The organism is Niastella koreensis GR20-10, assembly GCF_000246855.1.
GTDB classification, from domain to species: domain Bacteria; phylum Bacteroidota; class Bacteroidia; order Chitinophagales; family Chitinophagaceae; genus Niastella; species Niastella koreensis.
Genome location: NC_016609.1, coordinates 5,480,091 through 5,504,320, shown reverse-complemented (window position 1 = coordinate 5,504,320; position 24,230 = coordinate 5,480,091). Strand labels below are relative to the sequence as shown.

Here is a 24,230-nt window from a genome sequence, read left to right as displayed (position 1 = left end):
CAGCATTCAATATTTTTTACACATTACAGGTAAGATCATTTATTTTTTTGCCAATTGGGCTTACAAATAACAACCCCAAAATTGCTATAGAAATCGCTATTTTCGACCGCAAATTGAAGCTTTACATGAGAGCACCAGCACTAGTTCCTTTTATTTTATTAAGTGTTATTACGATTGGCAATGCCTGTCAGGCCCAGAAGAGATCAGCCTCGAAAAACCCGCTTTTGCAAACCATTCAAACCGACTTTGAAGATGGGGCAAAACAATACAAAGTATTAAAGGCGCTGACACCTGCCGACAGTTTTCCAAAAACATACTATCCCAAGACAGGTAAATCCGAAAGCAGCAAATCCGGTTGGTGGTGCAGCGGTTTTTATCCGGGTACCCTGTTATACCTGTACGAACAAACCCACGACACGGCCCTGTACAACGAAGCCGTTCGCAAGCTGAGCGTATTACAAAAAGAACAATTTAATAAAGGCACCCACGACCTGGGTTTTATGATGTATTGCAGCTTTGGCAATGCCAACCGCATAAAACCATCAGCTGAGTATAAGGAGATCTTACTCAACAGCGCCAAATCGCTCAGCACCCGGTTTAACCCAACCGTAGGCTGTATAAAATCATGGGATTCCAAAAATCCCTCCGACTTCCTGGTGATCATCGATAACATGATGAACCTGGAATTGCTGTTTGAAGAAACAAAGGCTACCGGTGATTCTTCTTATTACAAGATTGCCGTTACCCATGCCAATACCACCATGAACAATCATTTCCGGCCCGATTTCAGCTCGTATCACGTGCTGAATTATGATATGAATACCGGGGCGGTAAAAGAAAAGAAAACCGCACAGGGCTTTGCCAATGAATCGGCCTGGGCGCGCGGACAGGCATGGGGTTTATATGGTTATACGGTTTGTTATCGCGAAACCAAAGATGTGCGTTACCTGCAACAGGCGCAGCACATTGCTGAATTCATTTTAAAGCACCCGAACCTGCCGGCCGATAAAATTCCTTACTGGGATTTTAACGCACCCGATATCCCCAATGCACTGCGCGATGCTTCTGCTGCAGCCGTTATGGCCGCCGCATTGATTGAATTGAGCCAATACACCAAAAGCAAGGATGCCAAAGAATACCGGGATGTAGCGGAAACCATTATTAAGAATTTATCTGCTCCCGGGTACAAAGCCGCTATTGGCACCAACGGCGGATTTATTCTGCAACACGGGGTAGGGCATAAGCCGGCTAATTCTGAAGAAGATGTGCCGCTTACTTACGGGGATTATTATTTTATAGAAGCGTGTAAGCGATATAAAGAGTTAGTTAAGTAATTCATTTTATGCTTTCGGTTATAAGTTCTGCTTTTTGAATTCTAAGTTTAAGTTATTAGGTTATTAAGTTATTAGGTTCTGAACTCAATAACTTACAAACCTGATAACCTACGAACCTTAAACATATGAGATTAAAATATTCAATTGTTGCTTTTGCAATTTGTTTGAGTTCAATTGCCTTTAGCCAAACTCCCTTAATTACTGACATCGGTGCAAGGAAAACAACGAGCTTGAACGGCAAATGGCAATACATCATCGATCCCTATGGAACGGGGTTTTATGATTACCGTTACCAGGAGCGTAAGGAAAACGACCGCGAAGCTTACTGGACAACCGATGTGCCGGTTGATAAAACCGATCGCAAGGAGCATCGGTTTAATGATAAGTATACGTTACAGGTTCCGGGCGACTGGAACTCACAAGCCGAAAAATTCCTGTATTACGAAGGCATTGTGTGGTATAAGAAATCCTTTGATTTTACAAAAAGCAATTCCGCCAATAAAGTATACCTGTATTTTGGCGCGGTGAATTACGAGGCGGATGTATACCTCAATGGTAAAAAACTGGGAAAACACAAGGGCGGCTTTACACCTTTCAATTTTGAGGTACCTGATTCGGTACTGAAAAGCACCGGCAATTACCTGGTGGTAAAAGTAGATAACACCCGGCATAAAGATGAAGTACCTACGGTGAATACCGACTGGTGGAACTATGGCGGCATTACCCGCGATGTGCAACTGGTAGAAGTGCCAACGTCCTTTATCCGGGATTATAGCCTGCACATAAAGAAAAGCGCTGCACTGCAATCATTGAAGAATATACCGGTAGAAGGCTGGGTGCAGTTCAATGACTGGCAGAATGCCAAAGAAGTGGTGGTGGAGATCCCGGAGCTGAAAATTAAAAAAGCATTTCCGGTAACAGGAGATAAAGTAGCTGTACAATTCAATTTACCAGCGGTGCAGTTATGGTCGCCACAAACGCCAAAACTGTATAATGTGGTCATTAATACCAGTACCGACCGGATAAGCGATAAAATAGGCTTCCGTACAATTGAAGTGCAGGGTAAGCAGGTGTTGCTGAATGGAAAGCCTTTGTTTATGCGGGGTATTTGTATTCATGAAGAAATTGCGCAGCAGGGGCGCCGGGCTTACAGCAGGCAGGATGCCCTGCAATTGCTGGGGCAGGCCAAAGAACTGGGTTGTAATATGGTTCGGCTGGCGCATTACCCGCATAACGAGAATATGACGCGTACAGCAGATTCATTGGGCATATTGGTATGGTCTGAGATTCCGGTTTACTGGACGGTAGATTTCAGCAGCAATGAAGTGTTTGAGAAAGCCCGCACCCAACTCACTGAAATGATCACGCGTGACCATAACCGCGCCAGTATCATTATCTGGTCGGTAGGCAATGAAACCCCGGTAAATCCGGTGCGCACCAATTTTATGCATAACCTCATCAGTGCTGCCCGTGGGCTCGATTCTACCCGGTTGGTATCAGCTGCGTTGGAAGTGAATTATCAACCCGGTGTTAACCGGATAGATGATCCGTTAGGGGAGTTCGTTGACCTGGTAGCTTTTAACGAATACCTGGGCTGGTACTCAGGATTACCTGATAAATGCCGTACTGCCAATTGGGAGGTTGTTTACAACAAACCATTCTTCATCAGTGAAACCGGTGCTGAAACGCTGGGAGGATTTCATGGCGACTCGTTAACACGTTGGAGCGAAGAATACCAGGAATGGTATTACCGCGAACAGGTGGCTATGTTAAAGCGTATGCCCGACAATTTTGCCGGTGTATCGCCCTGGATCCTGGTCGATTTCCGTTCGCCCCGCCGTAATAACCAAACCTTCCAGGAAGGCTGGAATAACAAGGGCCTTATTGATCAGAAAGGACGTAAGAAGAAAGCGTTTAAAGTGTTGCAGGAATACTATAACGAAAAGGCAGCAGGCAAATAAGTTATTTAGTTTGTTAGTTATTGAGTTATTAAGTTGTTCGGAAATCTACGAACTAAAGAACTTAATAACTCAATAACTTATAAACCTGACTCATTCAAAAAATAAATATCTTACTGTAACCATTGCCTCTCCATTGGCCAACTTTAGTTTGGCATGCTTCTTTCATATAGAGTATCAGATTCCCGGAATTGAACGCTTTGATTATTGACAATTGCTCATTGACGATTGATCCTTGTTGGTCGTATCTTTTATCCCGAGTGTATCCAGGGGCCTTTTGCCGCCCGTATTAAAGCAACTATTTTATACCTAACGTTTTCGATTGACCGTTCATCAACGCAAGCCACACCTTCATGGCCAGTAGATCATGTGTTATATAACGCTGATAGGGAAGGCTGCGACGGCTTATAGCTTACAGCTTGCGGCTTGAAGCCGCCTTCATAAGAGATGTTGTCGCAGTTGGTCTAGCAACGCTCCAGTTATGTCCTGTTTTGAATGGTGGTTCCTCCTCCGGGGAGCCACCTTGTTTATTTGGCGGCTTACTTTAAATTATCGGGGTTGGGAATGAAATTCAAAAATGAATGGAATTGCGAGTCATAACGACGCTTGTCCAGCTTATAATAAAAGGCGCCTTTTTTAGAACCCTCTTTTTCCTTTTCTTTTTGTTTAACGAGTAGTTTGGTGGAGAGGATCTTCCTGGTAAAATTACGTTTGTCCAGCACAGTGTCATATACCCCTGTGTACAGGTTGTATAACTGGGGCAACGTAAACTTCTCGGGCATCAGCTCAAATAAAATGGGGTGAAAGGCTGCCTTATAACGGAGCTTTTCCTTTGCCATTTTTACCATCCGGCTATGGTCGAAGATGAGCTTGGGTATTTTATTGAGGGAAAACCATTCGGCGTGGAAATCATCGCTGATCTGTTTTTCGTATTTGCCGATATCGATCAGGGCAAAATAAGCGATGGAAACGGTACGGTCTTCGGGGTCACGGGTAGGTTCGCCGAAGGCGTATAATTGTTCAATATATACATTCTTGAGACCGGTCAATTGCTTCAGGATGCGTGCGCCTGCCTGTTCAAAATCTTCTTCAGGCCCAACGAAACCACCCATAAGGCTCCATTTGCCTTTTTCTGGTTCAAATCCTCTCTGTATCAGCAGTAGTTTTAGTTCGTGGCCGTCAAATCCAAAAATGATAGAGTCAACCGCAACAAGCATGCGTTTTTGCTTGGAATAATGTTTCATATGAAAGTGAATCGGTCCATTTAAACTATTAAAATCAGAAATTGAAATAGTGGAAACGGATAGAATTTTGGGTTAAAGTAATAAGAAAAACTGAACAATAATATAACCGGGTGATGAAGATAGCTATTTTTTTTAAATACTGTTATCCATATCGGTTGAGCCCTATAACGGTTGCAATTTTTTTGCAGGTGTCAAATGCCCGCCCGTTCAGCTTTTCAATTTACTAACGATGATCAGGAATTGGCTTACCGCTTATATAAAGATGCGGGTACCGGAAAAGCTTTCCCTGAAATCTTTAGGTGTACAGCTCTTCTTCTTTTTAAAGATCCGGTTGAAGTTGGAGATATTGTTAAAGCCGCAGTGATAGGCCACTTCGGCTATGGACTGGGTGGTATCTATCAGCATCCTGGAAGCATGGCCCAGCCTGATTTCCGTAAGACTATCGATGAAAGTGTTGCCGGTACGTTGTTTAAAAAAACGGCTAAAGGCGGCGTCAGACATGTTGGCCAGCCGGGCTACTTCGTTCAGGGTAATGGGTTTGTCGAAGTTATGGTTCATGTATTCCAGCGTTTTTTCTATGCGCCGGCTGTTATACGTGAATTGCTCTGTATTATTAAATGTAGCGTCGGAAAGAATGCGCATATTGCGCGAAATGGACAGGTCGTGTAGAATTGACATTAATTCAAGCACAGAATCAAAGCCTTGTTTCTGATTTAATTCCATAATACGTGGCGCCAGCTGCTGGGTGGTTTCTTTTGAGAACAGGATGCCCCGCAATGATTTTTCCAGCATGGTACGAATAAAGCTGAGCTGGTTGCGGCGAAGTAGTTTCTCATCGAACAGGTCTTTGTGAAACTGGATGGTGATCTCTCTTATTTCGTTGCTTTTACAATGATGGGTGAACCAGGCATGCTGCAGGTTACTGCCAACCAGCACCAGTTCCAGTTCATCGATGTCTTCAATGTGATCGCCGATGACCCGCCTGGCGTTTTTGGCGTTCTGGATAAAATTCAGCTCAAATTCTTCGTGGTAATGAAGCGGGAAATCGAATTCCGACTTAACCCGGGAGAAGAGGGTAAAACAGTCGCTTTGAGTGAGCGGCGTAATTTCCCGCAAAAGGCTATTTTTCATGTAGTGGCAATTGTATCGTTTAGCAGATCAAATTTATATAATAAGCTGCATAAATTATATCATAAATATACTACACCGGTGCTTTACTGAAAACTCGTTTATTTCAACGATTTAGCTTGGATATATTATTATTTGGTCTATATATTATTGGAAAAAATATAATAATAGGTCAATATAGTATTATTTAGCAATCATAAATCAGGCATAAATTTGATCTAAATTGTATTGCTGTATGAGAAAAAAAGTACTTTGTCGGGTACTCATAGGCTTGCTATGGGTGCTCGCGCAAACGGCTCCTGCGTTTGCCCAAACCAAAACGATCTCCGGCATCATCTCCGACCAAAACGGCCTCCCGCTTGAAAAAGCTACCATAAAAGCAAAAGGAGGAAAGAACTATGTTACTTCAGATGCGAATGGACAGTTCAGACTGGCGGTTCCGCAGGGCGCCACCCTCATTGAAGTGTCGTATGTAGGCATGAAACCGATGGTGGTTTCCATTGACGGAAAACAATCGGTGCTGGTTACCCTGAACGTGATCGATAGCAAACTCAATGAAGTAGTGGTTATCGGTTATGGTACAGCGCGGCGTAGTGATGTGTCGTCGGCTGTTTCCTCCATAAAAGCAAAAGACCTGAAAGACCTGCCGGTGGCGGGTGTTGACCAGGCCCTGCAGGGAAAAGTAGCGGGGGTAAGCGTTACCAATAACTCCGGTCAGCCGGGTGGGGGCGTTTCCATCCGCGTTCGAGGTATCACCAGCGTTAACGGCAATGAACCCTTATATGTTATTGACGGCGTGCCTATTCTTACCAATACCCAAACTATTTCACATGACCAGCTGGGTGGTATGGGCGGACAAACCGAACAAAGCATTATGGCTACCCTGAACCCGGCCGATATTGCCAGCATCGACATCCTGAAAGATGCATCGGCCCAGGCCATTTATGGTTCACAGGGCGCTAATGGGGTAGTATTGATCACCACCAAACGTGGAAAGATCGGTGAAGGCAAGATCTCCTACGACGTTTACCATGGCTGGCAATCAGTTCAGAAATATTTACCCATCATGAACCTGCGGCAATATGCACAGTATTATAACTCGGTAGTACCCGAGATCAAAGCTGCCGGTGGTTCTATCGATACTATCGGCGAGTTGAGAGACCCATCTATCCTGGGTGAAGGCACCAACTGGCAGAAAGCATTGTTTCAAACCGGGCAGATCGATAATCACCAGCTGGCTTTCTCTGGCGGACAAAACAAAACCACCTACTATTTCTCCCTGAATTATTTCAACCAAACAGGTACAATCGTCGGTTCTAAATTCAACCGGTATGCTTCCCGGATCAGCATAGATCAACAGGTGAAAAGCTGGTTAAAAGCCGGCATCAACGCCAACCTTTCCCGAAGCAATCAACGGGTAACCCTTACGGATGGGGTAGAAACACCTACGGCCATCGTTTTGTATAATAGCCCGGCAACACCCGTTAAAGGGCCCGACGGAAAATATATCACCACCACTTCTTTGGGCAGTAACACGTTTGGTAACGCGAATGGTAACCCGATAGCCACGGCGCTTTTACGGGACGTGCATTCTATACAATCAAAAGCCTTTGGAAATATTTATGCAGACCTTCAGTTCACCAAATACCTCAGCCTGCGCAATGAAGTGAACTTTGATTTTCAGTTAAATGAAAATTCAGCCTTTCAACCAAACTATACCAATGAAACAACCAAACAGGTAATCTTAGCTCCCAGCAAACTGCGGGAAGACAGGAATACCAATTATTACTACGGACTTCGGAATTATTTAACCTATAACCAAACGTTTGGTAAACATGCCATTAACGTAATGGTGGGTCACGAAGCCCAGGGTTCGCATTGGGACAATAAGAACATTACAGCAACCGGCCTGGAGCAAAACCTGCAATCGATCAATGCGGGTACCATTAACGCTGCCGGAACAGGCGGTAAAAAGGGCGACTGGAGCATGGAATCGTACCTGGCGCGCGCCACTTATACCTTCGATAACCGGTATTCGATCAGCGGATCGATAAGAAGAGATGGCGCCTCCAGCTTTGGCCCCAATCACCGCTATGGTAATTTTCCTGCCGCTTCTGCCGGCTGGACGGTTACCAATGAAAAGTTTGCCCGCGACTGGAAGCTCGTCGATTATATGAAACTGCGGGTAGGCGCGGGTTCAGTTGGAAATCAGAACTCACCTATACAAAATGCATATACAACCAACATCCGGTTGTTTACGATAGCGCCGTTTGGCCCGGGTGGTATTCCGGCCAATGTGGGCAACCCCGACCTAAGCTGGGAATCGGTAAAAACGTATAATGGTGGGGTTGACCTTTCCTTCCTGAAAAAACGCGTTGAACTGAGTGTGGATGTTTATAAAAAGACCACCACCAATATGATTATGTCGGTGGTGCCGCCCATGTTTTTAGGATTGGACCCCAATCCGCCGCACAACGATTATAAAGAAATTGAACCGGCTGTTGCCAATGCTGGTGAAATGAGCAACAAAGGCGTTGACATCAACCTCACTACCTATAATATTCAACGCAGCGACTTTACCTGGAAAACAAGTATCATTTTCAGCCGGTATAAAAACCTGCTGGTGCGGTTAAATACGCCAACTGCTATCTTAAAGGGTGCTGAACAGGATTTCACCGGTGATGCATCGGTGGTGAACATTACCCAGCCCGGCCATGCAGTGGGTGCTTTTTATGGTTATGTTACCGATGGTTTATTCCGCGACATGAACCAGTTGAACAATGGTACCGACTGGGGGCTGGCTGTTGGTCCAACAGGTATTTACCTGGGCGATATCCGTTATAAAGACATCAGTGGCCCCGATGGCAAACCCGATGGAAAGATAGGCAGCGAAGATGTAACCTTCATTGGTGATCCCAATCCCAAATTCACCTATGGCATCACCAACTCTTTTACCTATAAGGGGTTCGATTTCTCTTTCTTTTTGCAGGGCGTACAGGGCAGCAAGATCTATAACTGGACCCGCAAGTATACCGAATCGATGGCGAGCATTTACCTGAACCAGAGCCGCGCCGTAATGGACAGGTATACCGCTGCCAATCCCAATGCTTCCATGCCCCGCTATAACCAATGGAACAATAACAATACCCGCATTTCAGACCGGTATATAGAAAATGGTTCATACCTGCGCATTCAGAATATTTCGCTGGGGTACAATTTCCCGGGCAGATGGATAAACAAAGCCAAAATGACAAACGCGCGGTTGTATATGTCGGCCCAGAACGTATACACGTTCACGAAATATACAGGGTACGATCCGGAGATCGGTGCGTTTAACAAGAATGCGCTTTCGCAGAATGTAGACAACGGGCATTATCCCAATCCAAGAACTATAACCATTGGCGCTAATATTGAATTTTAAACCTTCTTCAACATGAAAGCAATCAATAAATATATAGCTTATTCTATCATTGGGGTGGTGGCGCTGGCTTCCTGTAAAAAAGATTACCTGGACCATCCTTCAGATAATAATCCCACGCTGGACACTTATTACAACACGGCCGACCAGGTACAGAAGGCTACCGGTTATTTGTACAACTCTGTTTGGTACGATTACCAGGATAAAGCCTTTCACGCCATTGGTGAAACGCTGGCGGGTAACATGCTTACCGAAACCGGTCCCAACTATGGCAGTGGCAGTTATAACCTGTTCACGGTACTGAGCACAGATCCCTTAGTGGCCAGTTGCTGGCGCTCGTTGTATAAGGTAGCAGGTACTGCTACGGTGCTCATTAATACCTTCCAGCAAAAGAAAGGCAAAGCAATAGAAGCAGGTTACCTGGATGCTGGTATTGCAGAAGCGCGTTTTATGCGGGGCGCAGCTTATTTTACTATAGCAAGAGCGTTTGGGGATGTGCCCATTGTAACGGATCCGGTAGCGGTGGCGGCTTCCGGTCCGCAAACCGTGCCCCGTTACCTGCAGAAAGATGTGTTGCAGTTTGCATTGGAAGATTTCCGGTATGCTGAACAGAATTTACCGGAAGTGCCTGCAGAGAAGGGACGGGTAAGTAAATATTCCGCAGCGGGGATGATGGCCAAAGTTTACCTGTACCGGAAAGATTATGACAGCGCCAAAGCAGCGGCCCTGCGGGTGATGAATTCAGGTAACTATGACCTGTATCCTGATTATGAAAAAATGTTCACCAGTTCTTCGGCCAATAATAATATTGAATCGTTGTTTGCCTTGCAATGGATAGCTGCAGGTGGATATAGTTATGCCAATCCCATCCAGGTGTATTCCGCGCCATCAACTTTGTTAAAACCAGTGGTGAACACAGGCTATTCTTCTGTATATCCCACACTGGATATGCTGAAGGCCTATGACCCCGATGACAAGCGCCGCCAATGGTCGGTTATGGAACAGGGATTCAGCAGACCCGACTGGACAAACGTTAATTTTCCCAATGGGTTTGTATATGATACTACTGGTAACGTATATGAAGATGCCACGCATTTTAAAAATGGCTCAAGATCAAATGCCCTGAAATATGTGGTGGGAACCGGAAGCAATGGCGAGAAATTGAGTGATAACGGGTCAACCGATATCTGTACATATATCCTGCGTTATGCCGATGTGTTGTTGATCTATGCCGAAGCGGTATTAGGCAGTAATGCATCCACTGCCGATGCGTCGGCGCTGGATGCATTCAATAAAGTGCATACCCGCGGCAATAATTATAATGGCGTGAAACTTACTTCGCTCACAAAAGATATCATTCTGAAGGAACGGCGGGTTGAGTTTGCCTTTGAAGGAGATTACTGGTTCGATATTCAACGGCAGGGATTCGATAAAGCAAAAGCCATTATAAATGCACAGGAAAGAGGCACACTGAATGGAGATGGCAGCATCAACCATGCAAAGGCCAACTTTAATTCGCCCGGTCAGCTGTTCCTGCCGATCCCGCAATCAGAAACCGTATCGGACCCTAAACTGAATGAACCGCCTGTTGCCTATTATTAAACCATTCCAACTTTTACCATGAACTATTTTAAAAATACAACCGCATATGTAAGCCTGGCCTTTCTGGCCAGTGTGCTGGTGTTCAGTGCCTGTAAAAAAGACAAAGGCATGGATAACCCAACGGCCAATCAAATAGCGCCCGGGCAGGGGGCTGCCGGTGATTTGCTTACCTTAACCGGTAGCGATCTGGCAAATATGCAAACCATTGTTTTTGAAAAAGACAATGTGCCGGTACTGTTCAACCCCAACCTGAATACCGCGAATGCCGTTCTGTTCCGCGTGCCCGATACGGCTTCCGGCGGACAGCAGAATATTGTGTTTACCAATACAGCAGGTAAACAGTTGCTGGTGCCATTCAATGTGCTGGCCTATCCTAAAGTAACAGATGCATCGGATTTTAATTTTGAGAACGGTACCACACTTGAATTAACCGGTATAAACCTCGAAGAAGTTACTAAAGTGGTGATCCATGGCACAACCGATCAGGCGACCATTGTGTCAAAGTCAAAAAAGAAACTGGTGATTAAAATGCCTGCGACCACCATTGCGCGCGCCACACTCGATATCAGTAATCCTACCGGCACCTCCACTACAACCCTGGAGTTTGTTTGCCGGCCGAATAACTTTATTGTGTTTGACGATGATTGGGGCAAGGCAGGCGCTTACGGCATTGGAACTATTCAATCGTGGAGCTTTGATTGCAGCCCGTATAAATCAACCGGTATTACGCCAAAAGCAGGTTCCGCATTGTTGCAGGTGGATTATACCAAGGGCGGCGGCGGGTTAAGCACCTTCCTGGGTTGCGACTGGGCTACGCCTAACAGCACCTTCAGCAAAGCTTACAAAACGGCGTTTTTGACGTTCTGGGCAAGAACGGAGGGCGCTGATGTTGATCTGACCATTGTACCCGATAATCCCTGGTCGGGCAACGATATCTGGGGCGCCGCCACTGCTTTCGGCAGTAAAAACATTACCGTGCCAAAAGGTAAATGGACGTATTTCAAAATACCGGCAGATTTTATCACAGGCGATTACAGCCGGCTCGATATTAAAATTGGCGGCTCAGGCGCCCTGAAAACAACCGTTTATTTCGATGACATCATTATGGTTAAATAATCGCCGGGTTATGTGTTTCCTGGGCCTGCTGTTACCAGGCAATTGTTTATTGGCACAGGACCAGGCCCCTTGCGACAAAAACGCCACGCCGCAAACCGCGGCCCTGTGCCGGAATTTAAAAAAGCTGGCAGCCAAAGGTTTTATGTTCGGCCACCAGGACGACCTGGCGTATGGCGTGAACTGGCGCTATGAAAACGGCAGAAGCGATGTAAAAGAAGTGGCCGGTGATTACCCGGCCGTATACGGCTGGGAGTTAGGTGGCCTGGAAGCCAATGAAGATAAGAACATCGATGGGGTACCCTTTAAAAAGATGCGTCAGTTTATTAAAGAAGGATATGAGCGGGGTGGGGTAATAACCATCAGCTGGCATGCCCGCAGCCCGTTTGGGGCGCAAAAAGGCGCCTGGGATACCACGCACGGAAGTGTTGCCTCCATTTTGCCGGCGGGTATTAATCATGAGCTTTTCAAAACCTGGCTCGATGAACTGGCGAAATTCTTTTTGTCGTTAAAGAACAGCAAGGGCGAACCCACTCCGGTGTTGTTCAGGCCGTTTCATGAACTTACCGGCAACTGGTTCTGGTGGGGGCGCAACGCCTGTACGCCCGAACAGTTTAAAGTTTTGTACCGGTTCGTGAAGTATTATTTAACGGAAGTGAAAAAAGTGCATAACCTGTTGTACGTGTATAATACTTCTGCCGATTTTAAAACAAAAGCCGAATTCCTGGAACGCTATCCCGGTGATGATATGGTAGATATGATAAGTTTTGATACCTATCAATATGACGATCCTGCCAAAAGCGACTGGTTTATAAAGAACACGGGTTTTCAACTGGGATTATTGGATGAAATGGCGGCGGAAAAAAATAAACTGACCGCCATTGCGGAAACCGGGTATGAACAAATTCCATTTGCCACCTGGTGGACAGATGTTCTATCAAAAGCAATAGGGCAGCACAGGATCTCCTATGTACTGGTTTGGCGTAATCATGGGTACAACGAATGGATGAAAAAAATGCATTATTACGCGCCGTACAAGGGACAAACTTCCGAGGCCGACTTTATTAAGTTTTACCAACAGGAGAATACGTTGTTTGAACAGGATGTGGCCAAAGAAAAGTTGTATAGTTATTAAGTTAGTAAGTTCGTAAGTTATTGAGTTTTTAATTAGAAAATAACTCAATAACTTAATAACCTAATAACTAAAATTAGAACCCGGAATTAATGAATTTAACCGTATTAGACATAAGTATTGTAATGCTCTATCTTATTACCATGGTCGCAATAGGCTGGGTATTACGTAAAAGAGCGCGGAAAAATAAAGAAAGTTACCTGTTGGGTGGCAAATCATTGCCCTGGTACATGCTGGGGCTGAGCGATGCCAGCGATATGTTTGATATCAGCGGTACTATGTGGATGGTGGCGTTGTGTTTTGTGTACGGCATGAAATCGATCTGGATTCCCTGGTTATGGCCGGTGTTTAACCAGGTATTTATGATGATGTTTATTTCAAAATGGGTACGCCGCTCCAATGCCAGTACCGGCGCCGAATGGCTGGTTACCAGGTTTGGCGCCAGTGGCAAAGGCGTAAAAAGTTCTCACAATGTAGTAGTGGCCTTTGCCCTGTTAAGTTGTTTTGGTTTTCTGGCTTATGGCTTTGTGGGGCTGGGTAAATTCATCGAGATCTTTGTGCCCTGGCACCTGGTATCGGCCTATGTGCCTTTTACCGTGGCGCCGGAATATGTACCGCATTTGTATGGCATTGTGTTTACGTTGTTTGCCATGTTCTATTCCATTTTGGGCGGCATGCACAGCATTGTGCTGGGCGATGTAATAAAGTACGGCATCATGACGATCGCCTGCATATCCATTGCAGTAATTGCCATGCTGCGTTTACATAGTCACGGTACACACCTGGCGGTGCCCGGCAATTGGACGAACCCGTTCTTTAACTGGCATTTAGATCTGGACTGGGGTAAATTGGTCCCCGATGCCAATAAAAAGATCGCGGAAGACGGGTTTGGCCTGTTTGGGTTCTTTTTTATGATGATGTTGTTCAAAGGCATTTTTGCCAGTCTGGCCGGGCCGGCGCCTAATTACGACATGCAAAAAGTATTGTCAACCCGTTCTCCGAAGGATGCCAGTAAAATGTCGGGTTTTGTTTCCATTATATTATTGCCGGTGCGGTATTCATTGATCATTGGCCTTACGGTACTGGCTTTGTTGTATTACAACCAGCTCGATCTGCGTACTGCCTCCGGAACCGATTTTGAGCGGATACTACCCGCGGCCATCAATGATTTTTTACCCGCAGGTATTTTAGGGCTGGTGCTCACCGGTTTGCTGGGCGCATTTATGGGTACTTTTTCCGGAACACTGAATGCGGCACAGGCCTACATTGTGAACGACATTTATTTAAAATATGTTGATCCGCATGCCGGCACCAAAAAAATAATTACCGCCAATTACCTCGTTGGCATTGTTGTGGTGGCCATTGGGGTAACACTGGGCTTTTTTGCCAAAGACGTGAACAGCATTTTACAATGGATCGTAAGCGCTTTATATGGCGGCTACATCGCAGCCAATATGTTGAAATGGTATTGGTGGCGGTTTAATGCCAGCGGGTTTTTCTGGGGCATGACGAGTGGTATTATCGCCGCATTGGTATTCCCCTACCTGTTTAAAAATACCCTGCCTTTATATAGCTGGCCCTTATTATTCCTGATTTCGCTGGCGGGTTGTTTTATCGGCACCTGGTTAACCCCGCCCACAGATGAAAGCGTATTGAAACAATTTTACAAAACAGTAAAACCATGGGGTTTCTGGAAACCCATCCAGATAAAAGTAATGAGCGAAGACCCGGCCTTTGAACCTAACAAACGGTTCAGGCTGGATATGTTCAACGTTGTGTTGGGGATCATTGGCCAGTGTTGTTTAACCATTTTACCTATGTACGTAGTGTTGTGGTTAAAACTGCCCCTGCTGATCACCGTGGCCATCCTGGTAGTGATTGTGCTGGTGCTGAAACGGACCTGGTGGGAAAAACTCGAAAACTAAACAGACTCTAAAATTGAAATGCAATGGATAAGAATTTTTTGCAGCGACTGGAAATGCTCGAAACGTCACATGAGAAATTAATTAACCGTGCCAATGAAAAAATGGAAGAGGAGAATGGTATTTATTGCCGGTTTAAAAATCCGGTGTTAACTGCCAAACATGCGCCGTTGTTCTGGCGCTATGATCTCAATGCAGCAACCAATCCATTTTTGATGGAGCGGATCGGGATCAACTCGGTGCTTAATGCAGGGGCTATTAAATTGAATGGAAAATATTATCTGATCGCAAGGGTAGAAGGCACCGACCGGAAATCATTTTTTGCAGTGGCGGAGAGCGATACCGGTGTAGATAGATTCCGGTTCTGGAATTACCCGGTACTGATGCCCGAAACAAACGTGGCCGATACCAATATTTACGATATGCGCGTTGTGCAGCATGAAGATGGCTGGATCTATGGGTTGTTCTGCACCGAACGGCGCGATCCCAATGCGCCGCCGGCCGACCAGTCTTCGGCTATTGCGCAATGTGGCATTGCCCGTACAAAAGACCTGCTAACCTGGGAGCGGCTGGCCGACCTGAAAACACCTTCGCCGCAACAGCGCAATGTGGTGCTGCATCCGGAGTTTGTTGACGGGCAGTATGCTTTTTATACCCGTCCACAGGATGGATTTATTGAAGCCGGTTCGGGTGGCGGTATCGGGTTTGGGTTGAGTAATTCTATGGAACAGGCCGTTATACATAAGGAAGTTGTGATAGATAAAAGAGTGTACCATACCATTTCTGAATTAAAGAACGGCCTGGGCCCGCAACCCATTAAAACAAGAGAGGGCTGGTTGCACCTGGCGCATGGGGTGCGTAACACGGCTGCAGGTATGCGTTACACCCTGTACCTGTTTATGACCGATCTGAAAGATTTGACCAAGGTGATCTATAAACCGGCAGGTTATTTTATTGCACCCGAAGGCGACGAAAGAGTAGGGGATGTATCGAACGTAGTATTTGGCAATGGCTGGACCGTTGATGACGACGGCCGGGTGCTGATCTATTATGCTTCGTCAGACACGCGGATGCACGTTGCGGAATCAACGGTTGAACAACTGGTAGATTATGTGATGCACACGCCCGCAGATGGATATACTTCTGCCACTTCGGTGCACACCTTGTATAAGATGATCGAAAATAACAAAATCGCCCGGCAGCAGCATATTTAACACCCGTTAGAGCAAAAAAAGTGGTATAATCGTTATATGAACGGGGCACTTTTCAAAAACGAATTGCAACACGAGCTGCTTGCTATCCTGGATTACTGGCTGCAACACGCCGTTGATGAACAACAGGGCGGCTTTTATGGCCGCATCGATAACAGCAATACAAAATTTCCTGACGCGCCAAAGGGCAGCGTACTGAATGCCCGCATTTTGTGGACATTTTCCGCTGCTTATAGTTTAACCGGTGATCCACGTTGTGCAACAGCAGCTGACCGGGCCTTTACTTACATCCGCGAACATTTTGTTGACTCCTTATATGGCGGTGTTTACTGGAGTGTAACCAGTAATGGCAAATCGTATGATGCCAAAAAGCAGGTGTACGCGCTGGCTTTTGTGTTGTATGGCTGCAGTGAATATTATCGCGCTACGCAAAACGAACACGCCAAAGCATTGGCCATTCAGTTGTATGAAGTGATCCAACAAAAAAGTTATGATCATAAAGAAGGCGGTTATTTTGAAGCCTTTGACGAACATTGGGAATTGATGAAAGATCTGCGCCTGAGCGAAAAAGACGCGAACGAAAAGAAGACCATGAATACGCACCTGCATATTCTGGAAGCGTTTACCTCCCTGTATAACATCTTCCCCGATGAATTGCTGGCAAAACACATTGCTGACCTGCTTCATATTTTTCACGATCGCATCATCAATCAGCAAACCGGTCACCTGCATTTATTTTTTGATGAGCACTGGAATGTTAAGTCCGATACGGTTTCCTATGGGCATGATATAGAAGCCAGCTGGCTGTTACTCGAAGCTGCAGAAACTATCGGTGATAAGGAATTGATTGAGCAAATGCGGGCCAATGCACTTAAGATGGCCGATGCGGTCATCATTGGGCTCGATACCGATGGCGGCTTGTGGTATGAATATGAGGCGGCGCAAAACCGGTTGATAAAAGAAAAACACTGGTGGCCACAGGCCGAAGCTATGGTTGGTTTTTACAATGCCTGGCAAATCAGTGACCAGCATGAATACCTGCAGTATGCCTATAATGTATGGGCCTTCATTAAACAATATATCCGCGACGACAAAAACGGCGAATGGTTCTGGGGCGTGAACGAAGACCACTCTGTTATGCAGGGGCAGGATAAGGTAGGGTTGTGGAAATGTCCTTATCACAACGGAAGGGCCTGTATTGAATTGATAAAACGAATTGGTAAAGATCCGCCAGCTGGCGGATGGACTTCATCAGGTTGAATAATCAGCGGGTTAATGTCCACCCGACAGGTCTTTCTTTACCACACCAGATCAGCAGGCGACAATTGCGTATAGTCTTTGGTGTAACGGATGATGTTATTATAAACAGCAAATTCTTCCTGCTCGTGCATGGTAGTGAGCACTACCGCAGCCATGCCGGCATTCTTTGCGGCTTCCACGCCTTTGGGTGCATCTTCAAACACCAGGCAATTGGCAGCCTCCACACCCAACAGCTGCGCACACTTTAAATAGGTTTCAGGGTGCGGTTTGCTGATGGTTACATCATCGGCGCTTACGATGGTTTTAAAGTATTTTCGGATATTTAAATTATCCAGCACAAAATCAATGTTGAACATAATGGCGGCAGAACCAATGGCCATTGGAATGCCCATGGCATATGCTTTTTCCAGAAACTGCTGTAAACCGGGAATCAGCTGCAGATGTGGTTTATATTCCTGCTGATAGCGTTTTTCTTTTTCAAGCGAAAGGTGGTCCATCTCCTCAGTAGTAAACCGGTCTTCCCCAAAGATGCGGATCAATAACTCGCTGTTTTTGCCATACATGTGGCTCTTTGTTTCATCCCAGCCAAGATTTGCGCCCAGATCGTCATTTAAAATGTGGTACCATGCTCTTAAGTGAAACTGCATATCATCGATCATGGTACCGTTCAAATCGAACAAAAAAGCCTTATCCATAAGAATCTCCCTGTTGCATTTAAATAAAAAAACACCGCAAAAGTAAGGCTTCAGCCTCGTTTTACGGTGTAAAACAACAAAACACTATGTTTTCCAGCCCTGAGCGGGCCTGCTCTGAGCGGAGCCGAAGAGTCGATGGGTGGTTTAAATAGTAAAACGTACCTGCATGCGGCAGCCTTTGCCGGGCGATGATTCAATTTTAATGCGGCCATTAAATAATTCTGCACGGCTTATAATGTTGGTAATGCCAATGCCTGTGCTTTTTTGTGTGGTGTCGAACCCATTGCCATCATCGGCAATAGTAAGCAATAACTGCCGGTTCTTTTGTACGATGGCAACCTGCACTTCTGTGGCATTGGCGTGTTTAATGGCGTTGTTCAGGAGTTCCTGCACGATCCGGAAGATGGTCATTTTCAATTTATCATCGAGCTGCGGTTCATCGGGCACTGCGAAATACAGCGAAATAGTGAATGGCTGGGCTGCCCGCACTTTTTGAATCAGGTCATTCAGCGACAATTCCAGCCCCACCGCTTTGTTAAATGTTTCGATCATTGATTTTGATAACCTTCTTATTTCTTCAACAACATCGCTGATAGCATTCCGGCTGCGCGTGATCATGTCATCTTTCATGGCCGGGGTGTCCAGGGCGCAATTGAGGTACAGCTTTGCGGTGCCAAGCATCTGGCTGATGTTATCGTGCAGCTCACGGCCAAGGGTGGTGCGTTCTTTTTCCTGTGCATCGATCACTGCTTTGGCTACTTCCTGCCGCCGTTGAATTTCTTTTTCAACCAACTGATTTTGCAGCTCTATTTTATCGGTAATATCATTGGCCTGCAACATCCAGGCAGTACGGCCCTTATAATTGATGGCATGGCCCCACACTTCCACAAAGATGGTTTCGCCATTCTTTTTAACGTGTCTGCGTAAAATGGAAGACCGGTTGAGGTTGTCAAGTTTAGGCAGAAACTCCTGCGAATTCAGTTGTTCATCTGGCGACACAATATCGTTGACCTTCATTTGCATAAATTCTTTTCTTGAATAGCCATACAATTGGGTGGTAGCTTCATTCACTTCCAGCAACTGCATGGTTGCCGCATCGCAAATAGCTTTCGGGAGCGGACTATTATAAAACAGGTTCTTGTACAGATCTTCAGATTCCTTTATCAATTCTTCTGCTTTTTTTCGCTCCGTGATATCCCTGAAGTTACCTACCAGTGCATTGATGCCCGGCATTTGCAACATATTCGAGGCCATGCCCAGTACCCAGCGTTCATTCCCCTGTTTGTCAAACACCTTCAGGTCGATGGTGAACAATTCGTCGGGGTGTTGCATAAGGTTTTGCAGCAATTCATTTACGGCAGGTAAACTATCGGGGTGGATAAACGAACATACATGCCGGCCCATATAATCGGCCTCTTCATACCCCAGAATGTTTTTGGCAGAAGGAGAGCCATAGAAGATATTGCCTTCTTCATTGGCCATGGTGATGATGTCGGTGCTGTTCTCGATCAATGATCTGAACTTCAATTCACTTTGCCGTAAACCTTCTTCGGCTCTTTTCCGTTCGGTAATATCCAGGGCAGAGCAGGAGAGGGCGATTATCCGGTTGTCTTCCCGTACCGGGGTTATCCTGATGTCGTAGAAAACTGTTTTCTGTTGTATGGAGAGCTGGTGGGTAAATCGTTGGGCAGTACCGTTAAAAGCTTCCTGGTAAATAGCGGGCCAGGGTAGGTGTTGGGTTGGGTCCAGCATACCGAGGCAATCAATAACTTCGTCACCGGGTAACACATCCCTGCCGGATAACTGTTTTAAGGTATAGCGCAGGTGCCCGTTGCAAACTATGTATTGAAGGTTTTTATCAACGATCCAGGTATAGCCTTCGGTATTTTCAATTACACCATTCAAAATGGCAGCAGCTGTGGTATTCCGATTAGGGCCGATCGTAGCCTGCATAGCAATGTCACTATGCGTAACAGATGAGGTTTGCATAAAATGGTAAAAATTAAAAACGTCAATAAAACTCATTGTTTTGGTGACAAGTCACTAAAACAAATCCTGGTTTGGAAGGGATTTATTGCTACTAGCCAGAGAGTTAAAAGTACCGGTGTACTGGTTGGAAAGTCACTGAGCCTTGAGAACGTGTACTAAGTGTATACCTGTTTGTAAATTTAAAGAAATATATTAATCATACTTCATTAAGAGTTACAAATCTTGACTATTATCAGTTTTCTTTTGAATAGAAGTCCTATCTATTCCTTAGCCCCTGAATACAATACAATCATAATACGTTAGTTATTGAGGAAGGGTTGTGTATTTTAAAGAAATTACTGCAAAAATGTTTTTGTGATGGCATCCGGCGTGTAATTTTGGCGCCATGGACAGTACGTTGGTGCAGCCGCTGGTGTCAAAAAAAGCGGCCCGGTTATCGATAGGGGCTTTTTTCTTTATTGCCGGATTATGTTTCGCCAGTTGGGCTTCCCGCATTCCCGATATAAAGCAACAGCTTCAATTAAGTGATGGCGGCCTGGGGGCCGTTTTGCTGGCCCTGCCGGTAGGGTTAATGGTGTCGTTGCCTTTTTCAGGCTGGCTGGTGCATCATTTTGGCAGCCGGAAGATGGTTTTACTGGCGGCTATTCTATATCCACTTGTTTTATGCAATATTGGCCTGGTACAGCAAACCTGGCAGCTGGTAGTGGTTTTGTTTGCCTTTGGGTTATTGGGTAACCTGTTCAATATTTCTGTGAACACCCAGGCCGTAAGCCTGGAAGTGTTGTATGGCCGTTCCATTATGGCTTCTTTTCATGGTATCTGGAGCCTGGCCGGGTTTACCGGCGCTTCCATTGGTACCCTCATGATTAATTTTCATTTAGCACCGTTCACCCATTTTTGCACTATAGCCGCCACCGCATATTTGATGGTGGCGCTGTTGTACCGCAACTCGCTTCGGCAGGATATAAACGCCGATGGTGACCGGCCGTTATTTGCCAGGCCCGATGCTACTTTATTAAAGTTGGGTTTAATAGCCATGTGTTGCATGGTGTGCGAAGGCGCTATGTTCGACTGGAGCGGCGTATATTTTCAAAAAGTGGTAGCCGTATCAAAAGGACTGATCCCACTCGGTTATACTGCGTTTATGTGTACCATGGCCGGTGGCCGTTTCGCCGGTGATAAACTGGTTACCCGCCTGGGTACTTTACGTATGCTGCAATTCAGCGGGTTGGTTATTGCCACCGGCCTCGCGATAGCAATTATCTTTCCCACCTTGGTTACTGCTACATTAGGTTTTATGCTGGTTGGAATCGGAGTCTCTTCTGTAGTACCATTGGTATATGGTGTTGCCGGCAAATCAACTGTATTTTCACCTGGTGTTGCCTTAGCTGCTGTTTCTACTATTGGTTATTTAGGTTTCTTAGCTGGTCCGCCGATGATAGGATTTATAGCACAGGCTGCAAGTTTAAGGTTATCCTTTGCGGTTATAGCGGTGTTAGGTTTTACTACGACTATCATTTCTACTAAAACGAAGTTTTAGTTCCGAGTTCAGAGTTCCGAGTTCCGAGTTCCAAGTTCCAAGTTCCAAGTTCCGAGTTCCGAGTTCAGAGTTCCGAGTTCCAAGTTCCGAGTTCAGGGTTATGGTTCAGGGTTTGTATTGTTGGTATTGAATTTTATTCCTTTAAGGGTACTTCTTTTAATGTAATTGATAAGGCTGAGAATCATTTTTTTAATTTCATTGCATAGGGAGTATAATTCAGTGAAAAGAGGCTTATTGATATAGTTTCTATCTAAAAGGCGATATAATTGTGACATGCTTTCGGAAACAGAACCTAGCGAAATAGCTAAAAATTGAATGAACTCCTTATTTCCACCTCTTCCAAAGCCTTCTGCAATATTATCCATAATGGAACCGCTGGAGCCATTAATTTGGTCTTTTAATTTATAATCTCTTGCTAAATCAGTTGTGATGGTAAGTGAGTGAATTTTAGAGCAGAGTATTCTAGATTTTTTCCACGCCTCGATCTCTTCAAAGGTTTTAAAAGCAGCCATTTTAATAAATTAAGATGAGTTAAATGATTGATGCTACCTTTCAAAACCTGATTAAATATAAGCACAAATTTTCTTTCTAAAAAAAACTCTGAACTCGGAACTCTGAACTTGGAACTCTGAACTCGGAACTTGCATTTCAGAACTACGAATTAAGTAACTTAGCCATCTGTTCACCAATAACAGGAGCTAAAGCAACCCCCATCCCACTCATTCTAACCGCACAAAAAACTTGTGGTGAAATTGTTTTTACGATAGGCAGTTTTTCATTACCCATACCCATAATACCACTCCAGCGATCGGTGATGGTGTATTCATAGCCGGGAAGAATATAGGTGCTGAGAAAATATTCCAGTTCCTGTTGAATAGTATCGGTGATGGTGAGTTCGGTAGTGGCTTCTTCGGCAAATGCTTTATTGCGGGCGCCGCCTAATAATACGCGATTGCCGAGGTTGCGGAAATAATAATAACCGGCATCAAAATGGAATGTGCCTTTGAGTGGTAAGTTTTTAATAGGGGAGGTAACGAGTACCTGTCCGCGCGCGGGAACAATATCAAGATCGGGTAATAACTGCCGCGCAAAAGCATTGGTGCAGATGAGTACCTTGCCTGCTTTGAAATTTACAAACTGGTTGGTGTAGAGTTCTATATGATCGTTTACTTTTTCAAACCCATTGATCTCGATCGCATTCAATACGGTTACGCCCATGGATTGTACGGCCTGTAACAATGCCTGGCAAAGTTTGCCGGAGTGCAGATAGCCTTCCATTTTGTTTTCGATCAATTGGTCTACCTCGTGTAAACCCAGTTTGTTTATTTTATCATCAGCCCGTTTAAAGGTTCTTTTTTTGCCGGTGATGTCGTGCAGTAGGGTGTTTAGCCGATCTATTTGATACTCCAGGATGGGGATCTTCTCCATAGGTGGCTCATGAAATAATTCATAGCCGCCGCACAGTTCAAAGTCGATAGCCGATTCTTTAAATTCCTTGCGGATGCGTTGCAGTCCTTTATAACGCATTTCAACCAGTTGCAGCATGCTCTCTTCCCCAAAGCGTTCGGCATCATCAGCCAGTTCGGTAACGCTGCCAAAGCAGGCGAAACCGGCATTGCGGGTACTGGCCCCGGTGGGAATAATGCCCCGGTCAATAATGGCAACAGACAATTCAGGATCGTTTTTTTTAAGATGCCAGGCGCACCAAAGGCCCACCAGTCCGCTGCCCACAATGATCACATCTTTTGGTGCATAAAAACTTTCTTTTTCCCAAATTGATATTTGCATTTTTTATATTTTACGGCTTAATCTTGCAAAAATTAATCAGCAAACAATTGATGATGAAAAGAATTATCCAATTATTATCCTGTGTATTACTACTCTCCGCACTCTCCGGCTGCGAAAGTACGCAGCAGATCATTAAAACCATTCAGGAGAATTATCCGGCAACTGCAGTGGGCGGACAATTATCCACTTCCGACATTGCAGCGGGCTTAAAACAAGCCCTGGAAGTAGGCGCCCAGAATTCTTCCAACCAGCTGTCGGCCCTGGACGGGTTCTTTAAAAATGCCGCGATCAAGATATTATTACCCGAGGAGGCTCAGAAGGTAGAAAAGACCCTGCGCGACCTGGGAATGGGCAGCCTGGTTGATAAAGCCGTTTTATCGCTGAACCGGGCCGCTGAAGATGCCACCAAATCTGCCGCACCCATCTTTTTAGATGCTATTAAAACCATGACCATCCAGGATGCGCTGGGTATTTTGAAAGGCGGAGATTTTGCCGCAACCAACTATCTGAAAACAAAGACCACTTCGGCCTTAACTTCAGCCTTCAAACCTGTTATTCAACAGTCGCTGGATAAAGTAAGCGCCACCAAGTACTGGGGAGATGTGTTTACTACCTATAATAAATTTGCCACCAATAAGATCAATCCCGATTTAAGTGGTTTTGTAACTGATAAAGCCATCACCGGTATTTTTTACCAGGTAAGCCTGGAAGAACAAAAGATCCGGAAGGATCCTGTTTCTCGTGTAACTGATCTGTTGAAGAAGGTTTTCGGAAGTAAAGAAGCGCAGGGTTCTTAGTTCTGAGTTCAGAGTTCCGAGTTCCGAGTTCAGAGTTCTCTGTTCTCAGTTTTGAGTTATCAGTTCTGAGTTCATAGTTGCCGCGACGGCTTTTGGCTT

17 protein-coding genes are annotated in these 24,230 nt (G+C 45.3%); 11 read left to right on the top strand and 6 right to left on the bottom strand.

From position 1 onward, the window contains the following. Nucleotides 1-125 precede the first annotated feature (125 nt). Complete coding sequence (locus tag NIAKO_RS21580; RefSeq protein WP_041349110.1) at nucleotides 126-1,334, top strand: glycoside hydrolase family 88 protein; 1,209 nt, start codon at nucleotides 126-128, stop codon at nucleotides 1,332-1,334. Nucleotides 1,335-1,564: 230 nt separating this feature from the next. Beyond that, nucleotides 1,565-3,295 (top strand): glycoside hydrolase family 2 protein, encoded by a 1,731-nt coding sequence (locus tag NIAKO_RS21575; protein ID WP_207622458.1) that lies wholly within the window; start codon nucleotides 1,565-1,567, stop codon nucleotides 3,293-3,295. 536 nt (nucleotides 3,296-3,831) lie between these two features. On the opposite strand, the gene NIAKO_RS21570 is transcribed toward NIAKO_RS21575, so the two are convergent. After that, the gene (locus tag NIAKO_RS21570; RefSeq protein ID WP_014220571.1) at nucleotides 3,832-4,536 is read right to left on the bottom strand and encodes an NUDIX hydrolase; all 705 of its coding nucleotides are present in this window, start codon (nucleotides 4,534-4,536) and stop codon (nucleotides 3,832-3,834) included. 252 nt (nucleotides 4,537-4,788) lie between these two features. Beyond that, complete coding sequence (locus NIAKO_RS21565) at nucleotides 4,789-5,667, bottom strand: helix-turn-helix domain-containing protein (RefSeq protein ID WP_014220570.1); 879 nt, start codon at nucleotides 5,665-5,667, stop codon at nucleotides 4,789-4,791. 232 nt (nucleotides 5,668-5,899) lie between these two features. Between NIAKO_RS21565 and NIAKO_RS21560 the strand changes: the two genes are divergently transcribed. The 7 genes from NIAKO_RS21560 to NIAKO_RS21530 all read left to right on the top strand — a co-directional run bounded on the left by NIAKO_RS21560 (nucleotide 5,900) and on the right by NIAKO_RS21530 (nucleotide 17,322). Further along, complete coding sequence (locus tag NIAKO_RS21560) at nucleotides 5,900-9,085, top strand: SusC/RagA family TonB-linked outer membrane protein (protein ID WP_014220569.1); 3,186 nt, start codon at nucleotides 5,900-5,902, stop codon at nucleotides 9,083-9,085. A gap of 12 nt (nucleotides 9,086-9,097) precedes the next feature. After that, complete coding sequence (locus NIAKO_RS21555) at nucleotides 9,098-10,684, top strand: RagB/SusD family nutrient uptake outer membrane protein (protein WP_014220568.1); 1,587 nt, start codon at nucleotides 9,098-9,100, stop codon at nucleotides 10,682-10,684. A gap of 18 nt (nucleotides 10,685-10,702) precedes the next feature. Further along, nucleotides 10,703-11,800 carry a cell surface receptor IPT/TIG domain-containing protein gene (locus tag NIAKO_RS37045; RefSeq protein ID WP_014220567.1) on the top strand — a complete coding sequence of 366 codons (1,098 nt, stop codon included), beginning with the start codon at nucleotides 10,703-10,705 and terminating at the stop codon, nucleotides 11,798-11,800. After that, on the top strand, nucleotides 11,778-12,932 hold the full coding sequence (locus tag NIAKO_RS21545; RefSeq protein ID WP_107685718.1) for a glycoside hydrolase family 26 protein: 1,155 nt from the start codon (nucleotides 11,778-11,780) through the stop codon (nucleotides 12,930-12,932). Before NIAKO_RS37045 ends, NIAKO_RS21545 begins: the two co-directional genes overlap by 23 nt. A gap of 89 nt (nucleotides 12,933-13,021) precedes the next feature. Next, entirely contained in the window at nucleotides 13,022-14,854 is a 1,833-nt protein-coding gene (locus NIAKO_RS21540; RefSeq protein WP_014220565.1) for a sodium:solute symporter family protein, read from the top strand. A 23-nt stretch (nucleotides 14,855-14,877) separates the two neighbouring features. After that, nucleotides 14,878-16,065: a glycoside hydrolase family 130 protein gene (locus NIAKO_RS21535; protein WP_014220564.1), complete on the top strand. Its 1,188-nt coding sequence runs from the start codon at nucleotides 14,878-14,880 to the stop codon at nucleotides 16,063-16,065. A gap of 36 nt (nucleotides 16,066-16,101) precedes the next feature. Continuing rightward, nucleotides 16,102-17,322 carry an AGE family epimerase/isomerase gene (locus NIAKO_RS21530; RefSeq protein WP_014220563.1) on the top strand — a complete coding sequence of 407 codons (1,221 nt, stop codon included), beginning with the start codon at nucleotides 16,102-16,104 and terminating at the stop codon, nucleotides 17,320-17,322. Between the two features lie 38 nt (nucleotides 17,323-17,360). Here NIAKO_RS21530 and NIAKO_RS21525 read toward each other — a convergent pair whose 3' ends face one another. Then, a complete protein-coding gene (locus NIAKO_RS21525) occupies nucleotides 17,361-18,017 on the bottom strand; it encodes an HAD family hydrolase (protein WP_014220562.1) in 657 nt (218 codons plus the stop codon). Between the two features lie 144 nt (nucleotides 18,018-18,161). Continuing rightward, complete coding sequence (locus NIAKO_RS21520) at nucleotides 18,162-20,006, bottom strand: sensor histidine kinase (RefSeq protein ID WP_014220561.1); 1,845 nt, start codon at nucleotides 20,004-20,006, stop codon at nucleotides 18,162-18,164. Between the two features lie 385 nt (nucleotides 20,007-20,391). Here NIAKO_RS21520 and NIAKO_RS21515 point away from each other — a divergent pair, with 385 nt between their 5' ends. Beyond that, on the top strand, nucleotides 20,392-21,546 hold the full coding sequence (locus NIAKO_RS21515; RefSeq protein ID WP_014220560.1) for an MFS transporter: 1,155 nt from the start codon (nucleotides 20,392-20,394) through the stop codon (nucleotides 21,544-21,546). Between the two features lie 98 nt (nucleotides 21,547-21,644). Here NIAKO_RS21515 and NIAKO_RS21510 read toward each other — a convergent pair whose 3' ends face one another. Both NIAKO_RS21510 and NIAKO_RS21505 read right to left on the bottom strand, forming a co-directional pair. After that, nucleotides 21,645-22,058 carry a four helix bundle protein gene (locus NIAKO_RS21510; RefSeq protein ID WP_014220559.1) on the bottom strand — a complete coding sequence of 138 codons (414 nt, stop codon included), beginning with the start codon at nucleotides 22,056-22,058 and terminating at the stop codon, nucleotides 21,645-21,647. Between the two features lie 142 nt (nucleotides 22,059-22,200). Beyond that, complete coding sequence (locus NIAKO_RS21505; protein ID WP_014220558.1) at nucleotides 22,201-23,334, bottom strand: NAD(P)/FAD-dependent oxidoreductase; 1,134 nt, start codon at nucleotides 23,332-23,334, stop codon at nucleotides 22,201-22,203. 53 nt (nucleotides 23,335-23,387) lie between these two features. Between NIAKO_RS21505 and NIAKO_RS21500 the strand changes: the two genes are divergently transcribed. Continuing rightward, on the top strand, nucleotides 23,388-24,131 hold the full coding sequence (locus NIAKO_RS21500; protein ID WP_014220557.1) for a DUF4197 domain-containing protein: 744 nt from the start codon (nucleotides 23,388-23,390) through the stop codon (nucleotides 24,129-24,131). Nucleotides 24,132-24,230 lie beyond the last annotated feature (99 nt).